Raw genomic sequence first — 19,763 nt, 5'->3', positions numbered from 1 at the left:
AATCAATGAGTTAAATGTCTCCTTTTGGAGACACAAACAATCTACTGATGTCGGCATTTCCCGACACCTTTATGGTTGATGGCTGGGCAAAAAATATTGCCATCCAGTGAGCGAAATTATTCTGAAGAGAGAACATAGTATCCCGGAGTATTATGCCGTTCACTTTATGTCCCGCATTTCTCTGGCGCTTCATCACCCGTGAACGAGTTAAGGGGGCCTTACGGAAACACGTCGGCAATTTTCAGCCGGCCCCGCCCGCACCTGACCATTTCCACGGTTTGTTTTTTAACAGCAAAACCGGTGCGGCTGAAAATCAGAGCATTGCAGCAATGCCCCTGTTCCGGCTGAAAATCGATGAGACGTTGACGGCTGACCGGGTCCGCCCGCAGGGACGCGGGCGGAGGGGACGGCCTGCCGGGACGCAGGCTCGACCCCGACCCGAAAGGCAGACGGAATAAGGCGAATAAACCGCGCAGCGGCGATTTTCCTTGCCGGAGAGCCAGGGTTGCAAGGGAGGCGGCGGTGAGCCTCCCTTGCACGTTCACGGGTACTGAGTCTTCAGAGAAATGCGGGACATAAAGTGAACGGAAAAATTTACCAGAATAAAAAGGTTCTCCGTTTAACGAATAAATACACGCCCTTCACGGAAGCTTCCTTGCCGGATGGCGGCTTCGCCTTATCCGGCCTACGCGTATGTCCAGGCCCGATAGCGCTTTGCTTATCGGGCCATTTACGTGCGGATTAACCTAACTGCTTACGCGCATTGCGGAAAATACGCATCCACGGGCTGTCTTCGCCCCAGTTTTCCGGGTGCCAGGAGTTGCTGACGGTACGGAAGACGCGCTCCGGGTGCGGCATCATAATGGTGGCGCGGCCGTTTTCCGTGGTAACGGCAGTGATGCCGTTTGGCGATCCGTTAGGGTTGGCCGGGTAGTTTTCCGTAACCTTACCGAAGTTATCGACATAACGCAGCGCAACCAGACCTTTGCTTTCCAGCCCAGCCAGATGCGCATCGTCACGCACTTCAACGCGCCCTTCACCGTGGGACACCGCGACAGGCATCTGTGAGCCAACCATTCCCTGCAACAGCAGAGACGGGCTTTGGGTCACTTCCACCAGGCTGAAACGCGCTTCAAAACGGTCAGAATGGTTACGCACAAAACGCGGCCACAGCTCGCTCCCCGGAATCAGTTCACGCAGGTTAGACATCATCTGGCAACCGTTACATACGCCAAGCGCCAGCGTCTGCGGGCGGTGGAAGAACGTTTCGAACTCGTCGCGTACGCGATTGTTGAACAGAATCGATTTCGCCCAGCCTTCACCCGCGCCCAGCACGTCACCGTAAGAGAAACCGCCACAGGCAACCAGCGCCTGGAAATTACCCAGCCCAATACGGCCAGCCAGCAGATCGCTCATATGCACATCAATCGCGTCAAAGCCCGCGCGATGGAACGCCGCCGCCATCTCAACGTGGGAGTTCACGCCCTGTTCGCGCAGTACGGCAACCTTCGGACGCGCGCCGGTAGCAATATACGGCGCGGCGATATCTTCATTGATATCGAACGACAATTTCACGTTCAGACCCGGGTCGGCATCGTTGGTTTTTGCGTCATGTTCCTGATCGGCACATTCCGGGTTGTCGCGCAGGCGCTGCATCTGCCAGGTCGTTTCCGCCCACCAGGTACGAAGCGTGGTGCGGCTTTCGCTGAAGACAACCTGCCCATTGGATTCAATCACAAAACGGTCGCCGGAAACGGCCTGACCTAAATAGTGTACGCAGTCACTCAGACCATGCTTCGCCAGCAGCGCCTCGACCGCTTCGCGATCGGCCGCCCGCACCTGAATCACTGCGCCCAGCTCTTCGTTAAACAGCGCCGCCAGACGATCGTCGCCAGATGTTGCAATATCGACCTGGATGCCGCAGTGACCGGTAAAGGCCATCTCGGCAAGCGTGACCAGCAGGCCGCCGTCGGAACGGTCGTGATACGCCAGCAGTTTACGCTGCGCCACCAGCGCCTGAATCGCATCGTAGAAGCCTTTCAACTGCGCCACATCGCGCACGTCTGCCGGTTTGTCGCCCAGTTGACGATACACCTGCGCCAGCGCCGTTGCGCCCAGCGCGTTATGCCCCTGACCCAAATCGATCAGCAGCAGCGCGTTATCTTCGGTCGAGAGCTGCGGCGTGACGGTATGACGCACATCTTCCACGCGGGCAAACGCGGAAATCACCAGCGACAGCGGCGAGGTCATTTCGCGCTGCTCGTTGCCTTCCTGCCAGCGGGTTTTCATCGACATAGAGTCTTTGCCCACCGGAATCGTCAGGCCAAGCTGCGGGCAGAGTTCTTCGCCTACCGCTTTCACCGCGTCATACAGACCGGCATCTTCACCCGGATGACCGGCCGCCGCCATCCAGTTTGCGGACAGCTTGATGCGTTTGATATTGCCAATCTGGGTCGCGGCGATGTTCGTCAGCGCTTCGCCAACGGCCAGACGGGCGGAAGCGGCAAAGTCCAGCAACGCTACCGGCGCACGTTCGCCGATAGACATCGCTTCGCCGTAGTAGCTGTCGAGGCTGGCGGTGGTCACCGCGCAGTTCGCCACCGGCACCTGCCACGGGCCGACCATCTGATCGCGCGCCACCATACCGGTCACGGTACGGTCGCCGATGGTCACCAGGAATGTTTTCTCCGCCACGGTCGGCAGATGCAGAACCCGTTTAACCGCGTCAGCAATCGTGATATCAGCACGATCCAGCGCATCGCCTTTCGCTGTCAGCGTCTGCACGTCGCGGGTCATTTTCGGCGTTTTACCCAGCAGCACGTCCAGCGGCAGATCGATCGGTTGATTATCGAAATGACGGTCGTTCAGGGACAGATGCTGTTCTTCGGTGGCCTCACCGATCACCGCATACGGCGCGCGCTCACGCTTGCACAACTCATCAAACAGCGGCAACTGGTCGGCGGCCACGGCCAGCACATAACGCTCCTGAGACTCGTTACACCAGATTTCCAGCGGGCTCATGCCCGGCTCATCGCTGAGGATATCGCGCAACTCAAATTTACCGCCGCGCCCGCCGTCGCTCACCAGCTCCGGCATCGCGTTGGAGAGACCGCCGGCCCCGACGTCGTGAATAAACAGGACCGGGTTGGCATCGCCTAACTGCCAGCAGCGGTCGATCACTTCCTGGCAGCGACGTTCCATTTCCGGGTTATCACGCTGTACGGAGGCAAAGTCGAGATCCGCATCCGACTGACCAGAAGCCATAGAGGACGCCGCCCCGCCCCCCAGACCAATGTTCATCGCCGGCCCACCAAGCACGATCAGCTTCGCGCCAACGACGATCTCGCCTTTCTGTACGTGATCGGCGCGGATGTTGCCGATCCCGCCCGCCAGCATGATCGGCTTGTGGTAGCCGCGCAGCTCTTCGCCGTTGTGGCTGTTTACTTTTTCTTCGTAAGTACGGAAGTACCCGTTCAACGCCGGGCGACCAAATTCATTATTAAACGCCGCGCCGCCCAGCGGGCCTTCGGTCATAATGTCCAGCGCGGTAACGATACGCTCTGGTTTACCAAAATCTTCTTCCCACGGCTGCTCAAAGCCCGGAATACGCAGGTTAGACACGGAGAAGCCCACCAGACCCGCTTTTGGCTTCGCGCCGCGTCCGGTTGCGCCTTCATCACGAATCTCACCACCGGAACCGGTCGCCGCGCCCGGCCACGGCGAGATTGCCGTCGGGTGGTTATGGGTTTCCACCTTCATCAGGATATGCGCGGGCTCCTGATGGAAGTCATAGCGACCGCTCTCGTGGTCAGCAAAGTAGCGTCCCACGTCAGAACCTTCCATCACCGCCGCGTTATCTTTATAGGCAGACAACACATGATCCGGCGTGGTTTCAAAGGTGTTTTTGATCATCTTAAACAACGACTTCGGCTGCGGTTTCCCGTCGATAACCCAGTCAGCGTTAAAAATCTTATGGCGACAGTGTTCGGAGTTTGCCTGCGCGAACATATACAGCTCGATATCGTTCGGATTGCGCCCCAGCTTCGTGAAGGCGTCTTGCAGGTAATCAATTTCGTCATCCGCCAGCGCCAGACCCAGACGCAGGTTGGCGTCAGTCAGCGCCTGACGCCCTTCACCCAGCAGATCCACACTGGCAACCGGCGCAGGCTGGTGATGAACAAACAGTTTTTCCGCATCAGATAAAGAAGAGAACACGGTCTCCATCATCCGGTCGTGCAGTTCAGCGGCAATCGTCTGCCACTGTTCAGCCGTGAGCGTAGCGGCTTCAACGTAGTATGCAACGCCACGCTCCAGGCGGCTTACCTGTTGCAGACCGCAGTTATGGGCGATATCAGTCGCTTTGGAAGACCAGGGGGAGATGGTGCCAGGACGCGGCGTGACCAGCAGCAGCTTTCCTTCAGGGGTATGGCTGCTTAAGCTCGGCCCATATTTCAGCAAACGTGCAAGTTGCGCGTGCTCATCCTCGTTTAAGGGGGCGCTCAGGTCAGCAAAATGGACATACTCAGCGTAAATATTGTGGACCTGAAGATTGGCCGCCTGAAAACGCGCCAGCAGTTTGTTAATACGGAATGCAGACAGTGCAGGCGAACCACGCAGAATTTCCATCATAAGTCTCTCGTCTTCGAAGCGCCTGAGGCGCTTTAAGTGTGCGCAAGGGGGGAAACGGGCGACATTATAAAGAATCTGACGCCCCGACGAAACCGTTTGCGTCGAAATAAAATCGCCGCCTTTTCTTATCATACGGTGCGGCCAATCATTCTAATTAGTTGCCAACTGGCGCATTGTTGCGCAAAATGCCGCACATTCATGATGATTTTAACCCACCAAAATGACATTAGCAGGCTGAGATTACGCACGATTCAGAGAATTAACTAATTGAAAAAATTAAAGATTAATTATCTGTTCATCGGCATATTGACTCTGCTGCTGGCAGCGGCCCTCTGGCCATCAATCCCCTGGTTCGGCAAAGCCGACAATCGTATCGCCGCGATCCAATCGCGGGGAGAGTTACGCGTCTCAACAATAGAGTCGCCGCTGACCTATGCCCGCATTAACGGAAAAAAGTACGGTCTGGATTACGAACTGGCGCAGCAGTTCGCCAGCTATCTTGGCGTAAAGCTGAAAATTACCGTACGCCAGAATATCAGCCAGCTATTTGACGATTTAGATAATGGCAACGCCGATCTGCTGGCGGCAGGACTGGTTTACAACAGCGAGCGCGTGAAGAATTATCAACCCGGCCCGACCTACTATTCCGTTTCGCAACAGCTGGTTTACCGGGTAGGACAATACCGGCCTCGCACGCTGGCCACGGTGAATGAAAACCAGCTCTCTATCGCGCCTGGGCATGTCGTGGTAAATGACTTGCAGGCGCTGAAAGAGACTAAATTTCCCGATCTGAGCTGGAAAGTCGATGACAAAAAAGGGACAGCGGCGCTGCTCAGTGAAGTCATCAGCGGCAATCTGGACTATACCATTGCCGATTCTGTCGCGATCAGCCTGTTCCAGCGCGTACATCCTGAACTGGCCGTCGCGCTGGATGTCACCGATGAGCAGCCTGTCACCTGGTTTAGCCAACTGGACGATGACAACACGCTTTCCGCTGCGCTGCTTGATTTCTTCAACGCTATTAATGAAGACGGCTCACTGGCGCGTATGGAAGAGAAGTATCTGGGGCACGGCGACGATTTTGATTATGTCGATACCCGCACCTTCCTGCGGGCCGTGGACGGCGTACTGCCCGATCTTCAGCCGTTGTTTGAAAAATACGCGCAGGAGATAGACTGGCGCCTGCTGGCCGCAATTTCCTATCAGGAGTCGCACTGGGACCCGCTGGCCACCTCCCCGACGGGCGTTCGCGGTCTGATGATGCTCACCAAAAACACCGCGCAAAGTCTGGGGCTGACGGATCGTACCGATGCGGAACAAAGCATCAGCGGCGGTGTGCGTTATATCCAGGATATGATGGGTAAAGTGCCTGAAACCGTGCCGGAAGAGGAGCGTATCTGGTTTGCGCTCGCCGCCTATAACATGGGTTATGCACATATGCTTGACGCCCGTGCGTTGACGGTTAAAACCAGGGGCAACCCGGATAGCTGGGCCGATGTAAAACAACGGCTGCCGCTGCTCAGCCAGAAACAATATTACAGCAAGCTGACGTACGGCTATGCGCGCGGGCATGAAGCCTACGCTTATGTGGAAAATATTCGGAAGTATCAGATTAGCCTGGTCGGCTATCTGCAAGAAAAAGAGAAGCAGACGGCAGAAGCGATAAAGCTGGCGCAGGATTACCCGGCAGTGTCTCCGGCCGAGTTTGATACGGAGACATTTCCTTTCTCTTCTTTCTTATCGCAGCCGTCATCGAACTACCTGTCACACTCTCCTTCTTTGCCGTTTTCACTGAAGAAGAAAGACGAAAACTAATCTCACAGGGCTGGACGCTTTCGCGCCCTGGCCGCCCTACAACGATTCTTGCGAAGATTTTTTTAGCGCTTTGATCTCCTGGCGACGCATGCGGAAGAAATCACTGAGCAGCGCTGCGCACTCATCGCGTAACACACCTTCGGTGATCTCTACGCGGTGGTTCATGCCCGGATGATGCAATACGTCCATCAGCGACCCTGCCGCGCCGGTTTTCGCGTCGCGAGCGCCAAATACCACCCGATCAATGCGGCTGTGTACCATTGCTCCCGCACACATCACGCACGGCTCCAGCGTCACGTAAAGCGTGGTATCCAGCAAACGGTAGTTCTGAAGCACCAGCCCGCCCTGACGTAACGCCATGATTTCAGCGTGCGCAGTGGGATCATGATGACCTATCGGACGGTTCCAGCCTTCGCCAATGACGCGATTGTTATGCACCAATACCGCGCCAACCGGCACTTCACGCTCATCCCAGGCGCGTTTCGCCAGCGTCAACGCATGACGCATCCAGTATTCGTGGCTAAATTCAACATCAGACAAAGGAGACACTCCGGTAATAAAAGCGGGCGCATTATACATGGGCGCTATCGTTAACTCTATTCGAGTTGCTGGAGCTCCCCTCGCGGCGTGACGCGCCAGCGATGCTGGCAAAAATAGAGAAGCGGGTTATCCTGCTTACTGTCGCTGTAGCCGCTGTACAGACGTAACGGCGCACCAATCTGGCGTTCCAGTTGGGCGACCTTCTCGTGCCCCAGACATCGCATAGTCAGCAGCCAGCCGCCGTAGCCACGCCGCATCTGGCTGGCGATCAGGTTCACGCGTGGCAGCCAGAGCGTATCGAAATAGACCTGTTCCACCAGCGATTGCGGAGAGCCGGTAATCAGCCAGATATCAGCGTCAGAGCTTAACAGATAGGTCGTCAGGCGCTCCTGAACAACCGGAAACGCCGTGACGTTATCGCGAAACCAGCGAACGAAATCCGCCTGATGCGCCTTGAGCCGCGCTTCACTGTGACCGAAGGTACAGCCCCATAGCAGCAGGCTCATCGGCCAACGCGCCGCCCGACCTTTAATCAACAAGCCAATCCCGATAACCGGCAATAACGGCAGCACGAGCAACGCATTCAGCGGCTGGCGACGCAACAGATAACGCAGGAAACTGCCAAACATATCCTGCTGGTGCAACGTACCGTCCAAATCAAAAAATACGACACGACGCTCGTGATTAACCAAACCCTACTCCTCTGGATTGTTGAAGCCCAATAGCCGGGTCAACCGAAACCCGGCGATAATCGTTACCAGATAGACTAACAGATAGAACCTCAATTTTCCGGTAACGTCAGCGTTCTAACGCAGCCCGTAGAAATCCCTGGTGAGCGGACAATTTCGCCCTTGCGTCCTCGGCATTCAGCCCGGTAAGCGCCATCAGAATGGCCGGTTTAACCTCGAAATCTGTCTGCTTAAGCAGCGCTTCGGCCTCTTCACGCATTATCCCGGTAGCCTCAACCACCATCCGGCACGCTCTGTCGACGAGCTTAACGTTGGTGGCTTTCATGTCCACCATCAGGTTCTGGTACACCTTGCCGAACTTCACCATCGCCCCGGTGGAGATCATATTGAGCACCAGTTTTTGCGCAGTACCGGATTTCAGTCGCGTCGAACCGGTTAGCGCCTCCGGCCCAACGACCGGCGAGATGGCGATGTCAGCTTCACGCGCGATGGGAGAATCGGGATTACAGGAGATAGCCACCGTGACACAGCCCACCTGACGCGCGTATTTCAACCCGCCAATGACGTACGGCGTACGACCGGACGCCGCCAGCCCGACAACCAGATCCTGCGCGGTCACGTTAAGCGCCAGGAGATCGTCCTCCCCTAACTGCTGACTGTCTTCCGCGCCTTCCACCGCTTTCAGCAGCGCGCCGGGCCCGCCGGCAATCAGCCCGATCACCAGCCCATGCGGTACGCCAAACGTTGGTGGGCATTCGGAGGCGTCCAGAACGCCAAGGCGTCCGCTGGTGCCTGCGCCCATATAAATAATGCGCCCTCCCGCCTTTAAGGCGTCGGCGGCGGCATCTACTGCGCGGGCAACGTCTGGCAGCGTCTCTTTTACTGCTTGCGCTACAAGCGTATCCTGTTGATTAAAACGATGAACCAGCTCAAGCGTAGGGAGTGCGTCAAGATCCATAGTCTGTGGATTGCGGGTTTCTGAAACTAACGAGCCGAGATTCATTTTTGTTCCTTAGGAATTTTTAATTCATAATAACTATAATAATGGAATATTATATTCTTTCGGGCGAGGGAAAATCTTTTTATGATCCCCGTCATGTTTTTCGCCAGGAGTCCTCATGAACTGTTTGATTCGTATACGTCAGCGTTATCCGGACCTCGCACAAAGCGATAAAAAGCTTGCTGATTATATTCTTGCTCAGCCGGATGATACACGGCATCTCAGCTCACAACAGCTTGCCGTTGAGGCGGGCGTCAGTCAGTCCAGCGTGGTGAAATTCGCGCAGAAACTGGGCTTTAAAGGCTTTCCGGCACTGAAGCTGGCGATCAGCGAAGCGCTGGCCAGCAATCCAAATCCTCACTCTATTCCGGTACATAATCAGATCCGGGGCGACGATCCGATGCGGCTTGTCGGCGAAAAATTGATCGAGGAAAATGTCGCCGCAATGCACGCAACGCTCGATGTTAACAGCGAAGAGAAATTGTTCGAAAGCGTCATGATGCTGCGCAATGCCCGGCGTGTTGTCATAACCGGTATTGGCACATCGGGCCTGGTGGCGCAGAACTTCGCCTGGAAGCTGATGAAGATAGGATTCAATGTCGTCGCCGAACACGATATGCATGCGCTGTTAGCCACCGTGCAGGCGCTGGCGCCGGACGATCTCCTGCTGGCTATCTCCTATAGCGGCGAGCGCAGAGAGTTGAATATGGCGGCGGATGAAACGTTGCGGGTGGGAGGAAAGGTTCTGGCGATCACCGGCTTTACACCGAATGCCCTGCAACAACGCGCCACCCGTTGCCTGTATACGATCGCCGAAGAGCAGGCCACGCGCAGCGCCGCAATCTCCTCTACGCATGCGCAGACGATGTTGACGGATTTGCTCTTTATGGCGCTGGTACAGCAGGATTTAGGGCGCGCGCCGGAGCGTATTCGCCACAGTGAGGCCCTGGTAAAAAAACTGGTCTGAGCAAAGAATGCGCGTATAATGCCCGCCCGGTTTATGATGTTTTGAGAGTTTCCTGATGGCCCTGTTAATCACTAAAAAGTGTATCAATTGCGATATGTGCGAGCCTGAGTGCCCGAATGAGGCAATTTCAATGGGCGACAGCATTTACGAGATTAACAGCGACAAATGCACCGAATGCGTGGGCCATTACGAAACGCCGACCTGCCAGAAGGTGTGCCCGATCCCCAATACCATTCTCAAAGACCCGGCGCATGTCGAAACGGAAGAACAGCTGTGGGATAAGTTTGTTCTGATGCATCACGCGGATAAGCTGTAATTCTCCCTGATGGAATGACGCCAGGCCGGATGGCGGCGTAAACGCCTTATCCGGCCTACAAAGTCCCGAATCTAGCTTTCGATGATCACCGTCGCACAGGCGTAATGACGTTCATCCGCTAATGTCACATGCATATGCGCCACGCCCAGCCTCTCCGCCAGTTTCAACGCCTCGCCCCACAAACGCAAACGCGGTTTACCCAGCTCATCGTTAAACACTTCAAACTGATCGAACGCCAGCCCATTGCGAATGCCGGTGCCGAACGCTTTTGCCGCCGCCTCTTTTACCGCAAAACGCTTGGCGAGAAAACGCACCGGTTGCTGATGCGTCTCCCAGATAGCCCATTCGTTGTCGCTAAGCACGCGTCTTGCCAGGCGCTCTCCAGAACGGGAGATCACCGCCTCAATGCGGGCGATCTCCACAATATCCGTGCCTAACCCCAGAATCGCCATTAGCCGCGCGCTTCCAGCATCAGGCGTTTCATCTCGGCGACCGCCTCTTTCAGGCCGCTCATGACCGCCCGCCCAATAATGGCATGACCGATGTTCAGTTCATGCATTTCCGGCAGTGCGGCAATGGCCTGCACATTGTGATAGGTCAGGCCATGACCGGCGTTCACTTTCAGCCCCAGGCTTGCCGCAAACGTCGCCGCTTTGGCGATACGCGCCAGTTCCTGCGCTTGCTCAGCATCCGTTTTGGCATCCGCATAACAGCCAGTATGGATTTCAATGTACGGTGCGCCAACGTCCGCAGCGGCTTTAATCTGTTCTTCATCGGCATCAATGAACAGCGATACCAGAATGCCTGCATCTGCCAGCCGTTTGCAGGCATCACGCATTTTGTCACGCTGACCCGCGACGTCCAGCCCGCCTTCGGTGGTCACTTCCTGACGTTTTTCCGGCACCAGGCAGCAAAAATGCGGCTTCGTCTCAACGGCAATCGCCAGCATCTCTTCAGTCACCGCCATTTCCAGATTCATACGCGTATCCAGCGTCTGGCGCAAAATGCGTACATCACGGTCGGTAATATGGCGACGATCCTCGCGCAGGTGTACGGTTATACCATCCGCCCCCGCCTGCTCGGCGATAAACGCCGCCTGTACCGGGTCGGGGTAAGCAGTACCACGCGCATTACGTAAAGTGGCAATATGGTCAATGTTGACGCCTAACAGTAATTCAGCCATGACAATCCTCGTTAATCATTATTCGTATTTTCTGCCCGCCCTGGCCGTTTCGGCATAAATTGTCGAAACAGTTCCCGGCTTTTTAACGGCTTACCACCAAGATACGGCTTTAGCGCCATGCGGGTAAAGCGTTTCGCCGCGCGCAACGTATCAACATCAGGAAATTCTCGTGCATCCAGCGCTTTCAGATGCCGCCCGGTAAAGGTGCTGTTATCAATGACCACGCTGGCCATGAATCCCTTCTCTTCGCGATAGCGGTAGGTCATGGTGTCATCGACCGTCTCGCCGCTCCCTGCGCAATGCAGAAAATCCACGCCGTAGCCCAGATGTCCCAGCAGGGCGAGCTCGAAACGGCGAAGCGCAGGTTCGGGCGAACCGGTCGCGCCAGCCAGCGACTGAATACAGTTCAGGTAATCAAAAAAGAGTTCAGAGAAGCGCGTTTCGTATTCCAGAACGCGGGAAAGCAGTTCGTTGATGTACAAACCGCTATAAAGCGTGATGCCGCTTAAGGGGAGCGCCAGAGAGACCGCTTCAGCGCTGCGTAAGGTTTTCACCTCGCCGCGCCCGCCAAAGCGGAGCAACAGTGGCGTAAAAGGTTGTAATGCGCCTTTCAGACTGGAACGTTTAGAGCGTGCGCCTTTGGCAACCAGACGCACGCGTCCCGACTCTTCCGTGAAGACGTCCAGCATCAGGCTGGTTTCGCTCCAGGGGCGACTATGCAGGACGAAAGCTCTCTGCCAGCCTTCCACGTAGTGCTAACTCAGAGGTCGTCTACATAACCGAGACTGCGCAGCGCACGCTCGTCATCGGCCCAGCCGGATTTCACTTTCACCCACAGTTCCAGGTGTACCGGCGCTTCGAACATTTCCTGCATGTCTTTTCGCGCTTCGATACCGATGGTCTTGATTTTGGCCCCTTTGTTGCCAATGACCATCTTCTTCTGCCCTTCGCGCTCAACGAGGATCAGGCCGTTAATATCGTAACCGCCGCGTTCGTTAGAAACGAAACGTTCAATCTCAACGGTCACGGAATACGGCAGTTCGGCACCGAGGAAACGCATCAGTTTTTCACGGATGATTTCAGACGCCATAAAGCGCTGTGAACGATCGGTGATGTAATCCTCCGGGAAGTGATGAGTCGCTTCCGGCAGGTGCTTACGCACGATACCAGCGATGGTATCCACGTTCATGCCAGTTTCCGCAGAAACAGGCACGATATCGAGGAAGTTCATCTGGCTTGCCAGGAATTGCAGGTGCGGCAGCAGATCGGCTTTTTCCTGTACGTTATCCACTTTGTTAACGGCCAGAATGACCGGCGCTTTACCGTCGCGCAGTTTATTCAGCACCATCTCGTCATCCGGCGTCCAGCGGGTGCCTTCCACGACAAAAATGACCAGCTCAACGTCGCCAATCGAGCTGCTTGCCGCCTTGTTCATCAGGCGGTTGATGGCGCGTTTTTCTTCCATATGCAGCCCCGGCGTATCAACATAGATAGCCTGGTACGCCCCTTCGGTATGGATACCGACGATACGGTGACGCGTGGTCTGTGCTTTACGGGACGTGATCGAGATCTTCTGTCCGAGCAGCTTGTTCAACAGGGTGGATTTGCCTACGTTCGGACGTCCGACGATGGCAATAAATCCGCAATAGCTTTTATCTTCGCTCATTCCAGCTCCAGTTTTTTCAGCGCCTGTTCGGCGGCAGCCTGCTCCGCCTTACGACGGCTCGAACCCGTGCCAACCACCGGTTCACTCAGGCCGCTGACCTGGCAGTGGATAGTAAATTCCTGATCGTGTGCTTCGCCGCGCACCTGCACCACCAGATAAGACGGCAGCGGGAGATGACGACCCTGCAAATATTCCTGCAAACGCGTTTTCGGATCTTTTTGTTTATCGCCCGGGCTGATTTCATTCAGGCGCGTTTGATACCAGTTAAGGATCAACTTCTCGACGGTTTGGATATCGCTGTCGAGAAAAACGCCGCCGATTAACGCTTCTACGGTATCCGCCAGAATAGATTCACGACGGTAGCCGCCGCTTTTCAGTTCACCAGGCCCTAAACGTAAGCATTCACCCAGATCAAATTCACGGGCCAATTCCGCCAGCGTATTGCCGCGCACCAGCGTGGCGCGCATACGGCTCATATCACCTTCGTCCACACGCGGGAAGCGGTGATAAAGCGCGTTGGCGATAACAAAGCTCAAAATCGAGTCGCCTAAAAATTCTAAACGCTCATTGTGTTTACTGCTGGCGCTGCGGTGGGTTAATGCCTGCTGCAACAGCTCCTGATGAGTAAAAGTGTAGCCCAGCTTCCGTTGAAGCCGATTAATTACGATGGGGTTCATGCGATACCAATAAATGAATGCGTCAACAATTCAGCACACGAAACAGACCTGAGGAAACCAACGCTGTTTAGTGTGCCGTGGCAACCTGACGGCGCCAACCTAAAACTTCGGGGGAATATTCTATACACAACGACAGGGGATGTCGTTAGTCTGCGGAGATTTATCCAATAAATAATTCATGTTGTCGCCGCAATGACGACAACATGAACGATTATCAGAAATTAATGGATCCCACCAATACGGCTTAAGCGTACGCCGGTCGGCCATTCACCTTCCTGTTTGTCGAAACTCATCCAGATCGCGGTCGCTTTACCAACCAGATTCGCTTCCGGTACAAATCCCCAGTAACGGCTGTCCGCGCTGTTATCGCGGTTATCACCCATCATGAAGTATTGTCCTGGCGGTACGATCCAGGTCGCCAGTTGCTGCCCCGGCTGACGGTAATACATCCCCGCCTGATCCTGTGCGATCGGTACGGTCAGAATACGGTGGGTTACGTCGCCCAGCGTCTCTTTACGCTCCGCCAGACGAATGCCGTTATCTTTCGTTTCGTTTAATGGCACTTCGAAGAACCCACTGCTGGCTTCTCCCCCATTACGGCGGGCAAAGGTCTGCACGAAATCGCTGGGCTGAACGTCGGAGTAAGTCACCGGCAGCGCGTTTTCACATGCCTGACCGGAACGGCACCCTGGCTGTACAGTAACCTCTTTGGCTACCGGATCGTACGTCACTTTGTCACCCGGCAGGCCGACAGCGCGTTTAATGTAGTCCAGGCGCGGATCTTCCGGGTATTTAAAGACCACGATATCACCGCGTTTCGGATGACCCGTTTCAATCAACGTTTTCTGGTAAATCGGATCTTTAATTCCATAGGCGAATTTCTCCACCAGAATAAAGTCACCGATTAACAGCGTCGGCATCATCGAACCCGACGGGATCTGGAAAGGTTCATAAATAAATGAACGCACCACCAGCACAATCGCCAGTACCGGAAAAACCGAAGCCCCTGTTTCCAGCCAGCCCGGCTTAGGCGCCACTTTTTTCAACGTGGCTTTATCCAGTGAATCACCCGCAGCGGCCTGTGCCGCTGCCTGACGTTCCCGACGTTTTGGCGCGAAGATAAATTTATCAACGCACCATAAAATGCCCGTCACCAGTGTGGCAATCACCAGAATCAGGGCAAACATATTCGCCATGCCAACTCCTTAGGATTATTTGCTGTCTTTACCGACATGCAGAATGGCGAGGAACGCTTCCTGAGGCAGTTCGACGTTACCGATCTGCTTCATTCGCTTCTTACCTTCTTTCTGTTTCTGTAGCAGCTTTTTCTTACGGCTGATATCACCGCCGTAACACTTGGCCAGAACGTTTTTACGCAACTGCTTCACGGTAGAACGCGCAATAATATGCGTGCCAATCGCTGCCTGAATCGCAATGTCGAACTGCTGACGAGGGATCAGCTCTTTCATCTTCTCCACCAGCTCACGACCACGGCTCTGCGAATTACCACGGTGAGTGATCAGCGCCAGCGCATCGACACGTTCGTTGTTGATCAGCACGTCGACGCGCACCATGTCGGACGCCTGGAAGCGCTTGAAGTTATAATCCAGCGACGCATAACCACGAGACGTTGATTTCAGGCGGTCGAAGAAATCGAGCACCACTTCCGCCATCGGGATTTCATAAGTCAGCGCCACCTGGTTACCGTGGTACACCATGTTGGTCTGGACGCCGCGCTTCTCGACACACAGCGTAATGACGTTGCCCAGGTATGCCTGAGGCAGCAGCATGTGACACTCGGCAATCGGCTCGCGCAGTTCATAGATGTTATTCAGCGGCGGCAGCTTGGACGGGCTATCGACATAGATAATCTCTTTCGCCGTGGTTTCCACTTCGTACACAACGGTCGGCGCGGTGGTGATCAGGTCCAGATCGTATTCACGTTCCAGACGCTCCTGAATGATCTCCATGTGCAGCAGACCCAGGAAGCCACAGCGGAAACCGAAGCCCAGCGCGGTTGAACTTTCCGGCTCGTAGAACAGAGAGGCATCGTTCAGACTCAGCTTGCCGAGCGCATCCCTGAAGTTCTCATAGTCATCAGAACTCACCGGGAACAGACCGGCGTATACCTGCGGCTTCACTTTTTTGAAGCCCGGCAGCGCTTTCTCTGCCGGATTACGCGCCAGCGTTAATGTATCGCCAACCGGGGCGCCATGAATGTCTTTAATTGCGCAAACCAGCCAGCCTACCTCGCCGCACTTCAGTTCAGTACGGTCAATCTGCTTCGGCGTGAAGATCCCCAGACGGTCAGCGTTATAAACCTGCCCGGTGCTCATCACTTTGACTTTGTCGCCTTTACGCATGGTGCCGTTTTTAATACGCACCAGCGACACTACGCCGAGGTAGTTATCGAACCAGGAGTCGATAATCAGCGCTTGCAGCGGGCCTTCTGGATCGCCTTCCGGCGGCGGGATATCGCGCACCAGGCGTTCCAGCACATCCTGTACGCCTACGCCGGTTTTTGCCGAGCAGCGAACGGCATCGGTCGCATCAATGCCAACAATGTCTTCGATCTCTTCAGCCACACGCTCAGGATCGGCGGCTGGCAGGTCAATCTTGTTCAGAACCGGCACCACTTCGAGATCCATTTCCATCGCGGTATAGCAGTTCGCCAGCGTTTGCGCTTCGACGCCCTGCCCAGCGTCAACCACCAGCAGTGCGCCTTCACACGCCGCCAGTGAGCGGGAAACTTCATATGAGAAGTCAACGTGGCCTGGGGTGTCGATAAAGTTCAGTTGATAGGTTTCACCATCAGCCGCTTTGTAATCCAGCGTCACGCTTTGCGCTTTGATAGTAATACCGCGCTCACGCTCAAGATCCATTGAGTCGAGAACCTGCGCTTCCATTTCACGGTCAGACAGGCCACCGCAGATCTGGATAATGCGGTCAGACAGCGTCGATTTACCGTGGTCGATGTGAGCAATGATCGAAAAGTTACGTATGTTCTTCATATAGAGTAATTATTGTGCCTTACGCCTGCCTGAGCAGGCTCTTAGAAGTCGCTGTTCTGAGCTTAACGTCTGTTTAACTGAAACGCCGCATTCTACACTACAACACTGAGGCGAGGAAATGTTCATACAGCAAGGATAGCGGGAACCGGAAACGGCATCGCTTTTCTGATGTAAAACGTCGTAAGGGAATCATGATGCCCGATGGCGCGAGCTTATCGGGCCTGGAGAGTCTGCTTATCGTTCCCTGGCCGGATCAGGCGAAGCCGCCATCCGGCAAAAATATCACGAGTTCGTTTCGGAAGATGGTGTTTCAACGCGAACCAGACCAGGAGGAAGAGCAACGTTAAGAATGACCGGCTGCCAGGCCTCGCGTTCAGCCAGTTTACGCGAGTAGCCGCGCGCAATCAGAAAACCCCCGACGCCGCCCAGCACCGCGCCGCTCAACGCGGCAATATCAGAACCAAACAGTACCTGGAACAACGCCGCGAAGATAAACAGCCCAACCAGCGGCGACAGGTAAACCAGCATTGCTGACCCCAGCAGGCTGCCTTCGGCAATGCCCAGTTCCACTTTTTGACCAGGCGCCAGCGGTTCGGCACTTGGCACCACAATAGTATGTGTGGTCTGCGGCCCAAGTTTATTCAGCACACGACTGCCGCATCCGGCCCGTGAGGCGCAACTGCTGCACGATGCTTTGACGTCGCAACTCACCAGTGCCTGGCCATTTTGCCAGGAGACAACGGTCGCCCACTCTTTAATCATTGTGCCGCCCCGAACTTAATATTGTCCGCAATGCGTTTCGCGGTTTGCGGCGGAAGTTCGCCGACAATCGTAATTTCAGCGTTTTCACGCACGCTGGTGCTGACCGTTCTGCGCCCGGTTCGCAGCATCTGATCGGTGCTGTTCTGCGTCGCACGATTCACGTTCACAGAGAAACTGAACAGGCCGTCAGAATAGAGGCGTGACTCGATAGGCAGATTATCCATTGTAGGCAGCGGACGTCGGCTGCTGGAGACTTCGCTAAACCCTTGCGGCAGCCACGTCGGGCTCCAGTTGAACTTCGCCTTTTCCCCCACAGGAACAGAGAGCAATGGCGGCAGATTCGCTTTCGCCAGCATCTGCATGCTATTACCAACGTCCTGATTCACAGTGAAGGAAATCACGCGGAACTGCTCCAGCGTTTCACCATCCCGGTCAAGGAGATCCACCCGCATCGGCAGCTTTGTTTCGGTATCCAGCCATACGATATAGCTGTAACGGGTGCCGTCGCGCGCGACAACACGAATGACTTCACACAGCCTGTCGGCAATGCGGGTGCGGCCTACGGAAATAAAGTCATACCAGGGAGAAAGACGTTTAAAGTCGGCATAGATAAGGGACGGCAGAGAATCGACAATATAGTCGCCGTTCAGGGTGAACGGTTCGAGTCCGGGTTCGAAGTAGCTGATTTCGTTACCACGCTGCACCACTTCCCGGCGCGGGCCATCCATTTGCAACAGTTGTGCAAGAGGACGATTGTCCAGGCGTGCATGTCGATAACGCAGAGACTCAACGCCTTGTTTATTGATGCTGACGAATGACAGCTCGTAATTCAGTGACTGGCTGGCCAGATTCATCTGCTGCAATAACGCCCCGGACGCAGTATTGGCCGAGGCGTTAACAGAGAAGAACAGGCTACCCGCCACAAGTGACATGGCAAACCAAAGTTGCTTCATTACTGCGATTGCGTTCCTAAAGTTTGAATTCCTGGCACCTGTACAGCGGCTTGCTGTGTTTGCGCCTGCTCAAACTGAAGCTGTTCGGAGTGCAGTCGGCGTTGCAGTTCGTAATCCTGCAACATGGCATTAATGCGACGACGCTGCTCCTGCACCTGCTGTTGCTGACCGCCGTTAGCCGTCGCGTCAGAAGGTACTCCCAGGCTCACCGGACTGGCTTTGCCCATCATCGGTAATGTATTGAATACCGGCGTTTCGGGCTGCTGGGACGTTTCAGATTGTCCATTATAGTGCTGGACGCCAACAATAACTGCAAGTGATACGCATGCAGCCACACCCATTTGAGTGAGCTGCGCCGCCCACGGACGCATTTTCTGCCAGAATGGCATTTTCTGCCACTGGTGCGGTGCGGGCTGGGCCTCAGGAATCAGCGGCGCCGTCTGGCGTACCGGCTCATTTTCGATGGCGGCCATTACGCGGGCGGAAATATCGAAATGGAGAACGTCAGCGGTATCACCCCGCATGGAATCGCGGATCAGGTGATAACTCTCCCATGTTTTTTGCATTTCCGGGTCGTGAGCCAGTTCTTTCAGCAGCTCACTGTCCAGCGTTTCGCCATCCATTAAAGCGGAAAGTTTTTCTTTCTGCATGCCTAATACCTTTTCCAGTATCCCGCTATCGTCAACGCCTGATAAGCGGTTGAACTTTATTATCAATAGCTTCCCGCGCACGGAAGATACGTGAACGCACCGTACCCACCGGACAATCCATGATAGCGGCTATCTCTTCATAGCTCAGGCCATCCAGCTCCCGCAAGGTTATTGCCATGCGTAAATCCTCGGGGAGGGACTCAATAGTTCGGAAAACTATCTGTCTCAGCTCTTCTGACAACATTAAGTTCTCAGGGTTCGAAATTTCTTTCAATGCGCCGCCACTTTCGAAGTTTTCTGCGTCAATCGCATCAACATCGCTGGAAGGCGGCCTGCGTCCCTGAGCAACCAGGTAATTCTTCGCCGTATTGACGGCAATACGGTACAACCAGGTATAAAAAGCGCTATCCCCCCGGAAAGAATCCAGCGCGCGATAGGCCTTAATAAATGACTCTTGCACCACATCGGGAACATCGCCCGACGGTACATAGCGGGAAACCAGGCTCGCCACTTTATGCTGGTAGCGCACTACCAGTAAGTTAAAGGCTTTCTGATCTCCCTTCTGGACCCGTTCAACCAGGACCTGGTCCGTTAACTGCTCGCTCATCCGAGGTAAAGTCTCCCCAAACCAAATTTCCACGCGCTCTCGAAACGCCACTCCATAAACTGCACTATGAGCAAGCAACAGCTTAGAGTGTCTCTTTTTCGTAAAGTTCCGTTACGCATCTGTTTTTGTTTGTCATGTTGTAGACAGATCATTATCTCTCATTATAAGTCTACAGAGTCTGAACAACGCACTATCTGTATAGAAATGCCCTTTTAGCCGCTTGAAGAGTAACCCAACAGCCACTTTATTTCATCACATAATCTGGCGCTAACGGCCTGCTTCGCAAAATATTTTCTTT

19 protein-coding genes and 1 pseudogene are annotated in these 19,763 nt (G+C 54.8%); 3 read left to right on the top strand and 17 right to left on the bottom strand.

Going from position 1 to position 19,763, the window contains the following annotated elements; all coding sequences use genetic code 11:
* Window positions 1-741 precede the first annotated feature (741 nt).
* Window positions 742-4,629 (bottom strand): phosphoribosylformylglycinamidine synthase, encoded by a 3,888-nt coding sequence (gene purL, locus OGV82_RS08645; RefSeq protein WP_047461958.1) that lies wholly within the window; start codon window positions 4,627-4,629, stop codon window positions 742-744.
* Window positions 4,630-4,896: 267 nt separating this feature from the next.
* Between purL and mltF the strand changes: the two genes are divergently transcribed.
* Complete coding sequence (gene mltF / locus OGV82_RS08640) at window positions 4,897-6,444, top strand: membrane-bound lytic murein transglycosylase MltF (protein ID WP_047461956.1); 1,548 nt, start codon at window positions 4,897-4,899, stop codon at window positions 6,442-6,444.
* Window positions 6,445-6,480: 36 nt separating this feature from the next.
* Here the strand turns inward: mltF and tadA are convergent, their stop codons facing one another.
* From tadA to murQ, 4 genes and pseudogenes are all read right to left on the bottom strand, one after another.
* Window positions 6,481-7,023 carry a tRNA adenosine(34) deaminase TadA gene (gene tadA, locus OGV82_RS08635; RefSeq protein ID WP_286462699.1) on the bottom strand — a complete coding sequence of 181 codons (543 nt, stop codon included), beginning with the start codon at window positions 7,021-7,023 and terminating at the stop codon, window positions 6,481-6,483.
* 17 nt (window positions 7,024-7,040) lie between these two features.
* A complete protein-coding gene (gene yfhb / locus OGV82_RS08630) occupies window positions 7,041-7,676 on the bottom strand; it encodes a phosphatidylglycerophosphatase C (protein WP_012131221.1) in 636 nt (211 codons plus the stop codon).
* Window positions 7,677-7,679: 3 nt separating this feature from the next.
* Window positions 7,680-7,781, bottom strand: a pseudogene (locus OGV82_RS08625) (PTS transporter subunit EIIC); the annotation flags it as partial.
* Window position 7,782: 1 nt separating this feature from the next.
* The gene (gene murQ / locus OGV82_RS08620) at window positions 7,783-8,676 is read right to left on the bottom strand and encodes an N-acetylmuramic acid 6-phosphate etherase (RefSeq protein WP_047461954.1); all 894 of its coding nucleotides are present in this window, start codon (window positions 8,674-8,676) and stop codon (window positions 7,783-7,785) included.
* A gap of 115 nt (window positions 8,677-8,791) precedes the next feature.
* Here murQ and OGV82_RS08615 point away from each other — a divergent pair, with 115 nt between their 5' ends.
* Both OGV82_RS08615 and yfhL read left to right on the top strand, forming a co-directional pair.
* Complete coding sequence (locus OGV82_RS08615) at window positions 8,792-9,640, top strand: MurR/RpiR family transcriptional regulator (protein ID WP_012131219.1); 849 nt, start codon at window positions 8,792-8,794, stop codon at window positions 9,638-9,640.
* A gap of 55 nt (window positions 9,641-9,695) precedes the next feature.
* Entirely contained in the window at window positions 9,696-9,956 is a 261-nt protein-coding gene (yfhL, locus tag OGV82_RS08610; protein WP_012131218.1) for a 4Fe-4S dicluster ferredoxin YfhL, read from the top strand.
* A gap of 71 nt (window positions 9,957-10,027) precedes the next feature.
* Here yfhL and acpS read toward each other — a convergent pair whose 3' ends face one another.
* The 12 genes from acpS to rseD form a co-directional block, all read right to left on the bottom strand.
* A complete protein-coding gene (gene acpS / locus OGV82_RS08605) occupies window positions 10,028-10,408 on the bottom strand; it encodes a holo-ACP synthase (protein ID WP_047461950.1) in 381 nt (126 codons plus the stop codon).
* Complete coding sequence (gene pdxJ / locus OGV82_RS08600; protein WP_012131216.1) at window positions 10,408-11,139, bottom strand: pyridoxine 5'-phosphate synthase; 732 nt, start codon at window positions 11,137-11,139, stop codon at window positions 10,408-10,410. Before pdxJ ends, acpS begins: the two co-directional genes overlap by 1 nt.
* Window positions 11,140-11,150: 11 nt before the next feature.
* Window positions 11,151-11,888 (bottom strand): DNA repair protein RecO, encoded by a 738-nt coding sequence (gene recO / locus OGV82_RS08595; protein WP_024130108.1) that lies wholly within the window; start codon window positions 11,886-11,888, stop codon window positions 11,151-11,153.
* A gap of 11 nt (window positions 11,889-11,899) precedes the next feature.
* Window positions 11,900-12,805 carry a GTPase Era gene (gene era, locus OGV82_RS08590; RefSeq protein WP_012131214.1) on the bottom strand — a complete coding sequence of 302 codons (906 nt, stop codon included), beginning with the start codon at window positions 12,803-12,805 and terminating at the stop codon, window positions 11,900-11,902.
* Window positions 12,802-13,482, bottom strand: coding sequence for a ribonuclease III (gene rnc, locus OGV82_RS08585; protein ID WP_024130107.1), 681 nt, complete (start codon window positions 13,480-13,482; stop codon window positions 12,802-12,804). The genes era and rnc overlap by 4 nt, the downstream gene beginning before the upstream one ends.
* Window positions 13,483-13,703: 221 nt before the next feature.
* Complete coding sequence (gene lepB / locus OGV82_RS08580) at window positions 13,704-14,678, bottom strand: signal peptidase I (RefSeq protein ID WP_012131213.1); 975 nt, start codon at window positions 14,676-14,678, stop codon at window positions 13,704-13,706.
* Window positions 14,679-14,693: 15 nt separating this feature from the next.
* The gene (gene lepA, locus OGV82_RS08575) at window positions 14,694-16,493 is read right to left on the bottom strand and encodes a translation elongation factor 4 (RefSeq protein WP_047461945.1); all 1,800 of its coding nucleotides are present in this window, start codon (window positions 16,491-16,493) and stop codon (window positions 14,694-14,696) included.
* Between the two features lie 282 nt (window positions 16,494-16,775).
* The gene (gene rseC / locus OGV82_RS08570; protein WP_047461942.1) at window positions 16,776-17,255 is read right to left on the bottom strand and encodes a SoxR-reducing system protein RseC; all 480 of its coding nucleotides are present in this window, start codon (window positions 17,253-17,255) and stop codon (window positions 16,776-16,778) included.
* The gene (rseB, locus tag OGV82_RS08565; RefSeq protein WP_047461939.1) at window positions 17,252-18,208 is read right to left on the bottom strand and encodes a sigma-E factor regulatory protein RseB; all 957 of its coding nucleotides are present in this window, start codon (window positions 18,206-18,208) and stop codon (window positions 17,252-17,254) included. Before rseB ends, rseC begins: the two co-directional genes overlap by 4 nt.
* Window positions 18,208-18,858 carry an anti-sigma-E factor RseA gene (gene rseA, locus OGV82_RS08560; protein ID WP_047461936.1) on the bottom strand — a complete coding sequence of 217 codons (651 nt, stop codon included), beginning with the start codon at window positions 18,856-18,858 and terminating at the stop codon, window positions 18,208-18,210. The genes rseB and rseA overlap by 1 nt, the downstream gene beginning before the upstream one ends.
* 31 nt (window positions 18,859-18,889) lie before the next feature.
* Window positions 18,890-19,465, bottom strand: coding sequence for an RNA polymerase sigma factor RpoE (rpoE, locus tag OGV82_RS08555; RefSeq protein ID WP_006176728.1), 576 nt, complete (start codon window positions 19,463-19,465; stop codon window positions 18,890-18,892).
* Entirely contained in the window at window positions 19,462-19,617 is a 156-nt protein-coding gene (rseD, locus tag OGV82_RS08550; protein WP_123907454.1) for a rpoE leader peptide RseD, read from the bottom strand. Before rseD ends, rpoE begins: the two co-directional genes overlap by 4 nt.
* Window positions 19,618-19,763 lie beyond the last annotated feature (146 nt).

The sequence above is a fragment of the Citrobacter sp. CK191 genome, assembly GCF_030333435.1.
Lineage (GTDB): Bacteria > Pseudomonadota > Gammaproteobacteria > Enterobacterales > Enterobacteriaceae > Citrobacter_B > Citrobacter_B koseri.
The sequence above is the reverse complement of the archived record's forward strand: the minus strand, read 5'-3'. Positions and strand labels throughout refer to the sequence as shown.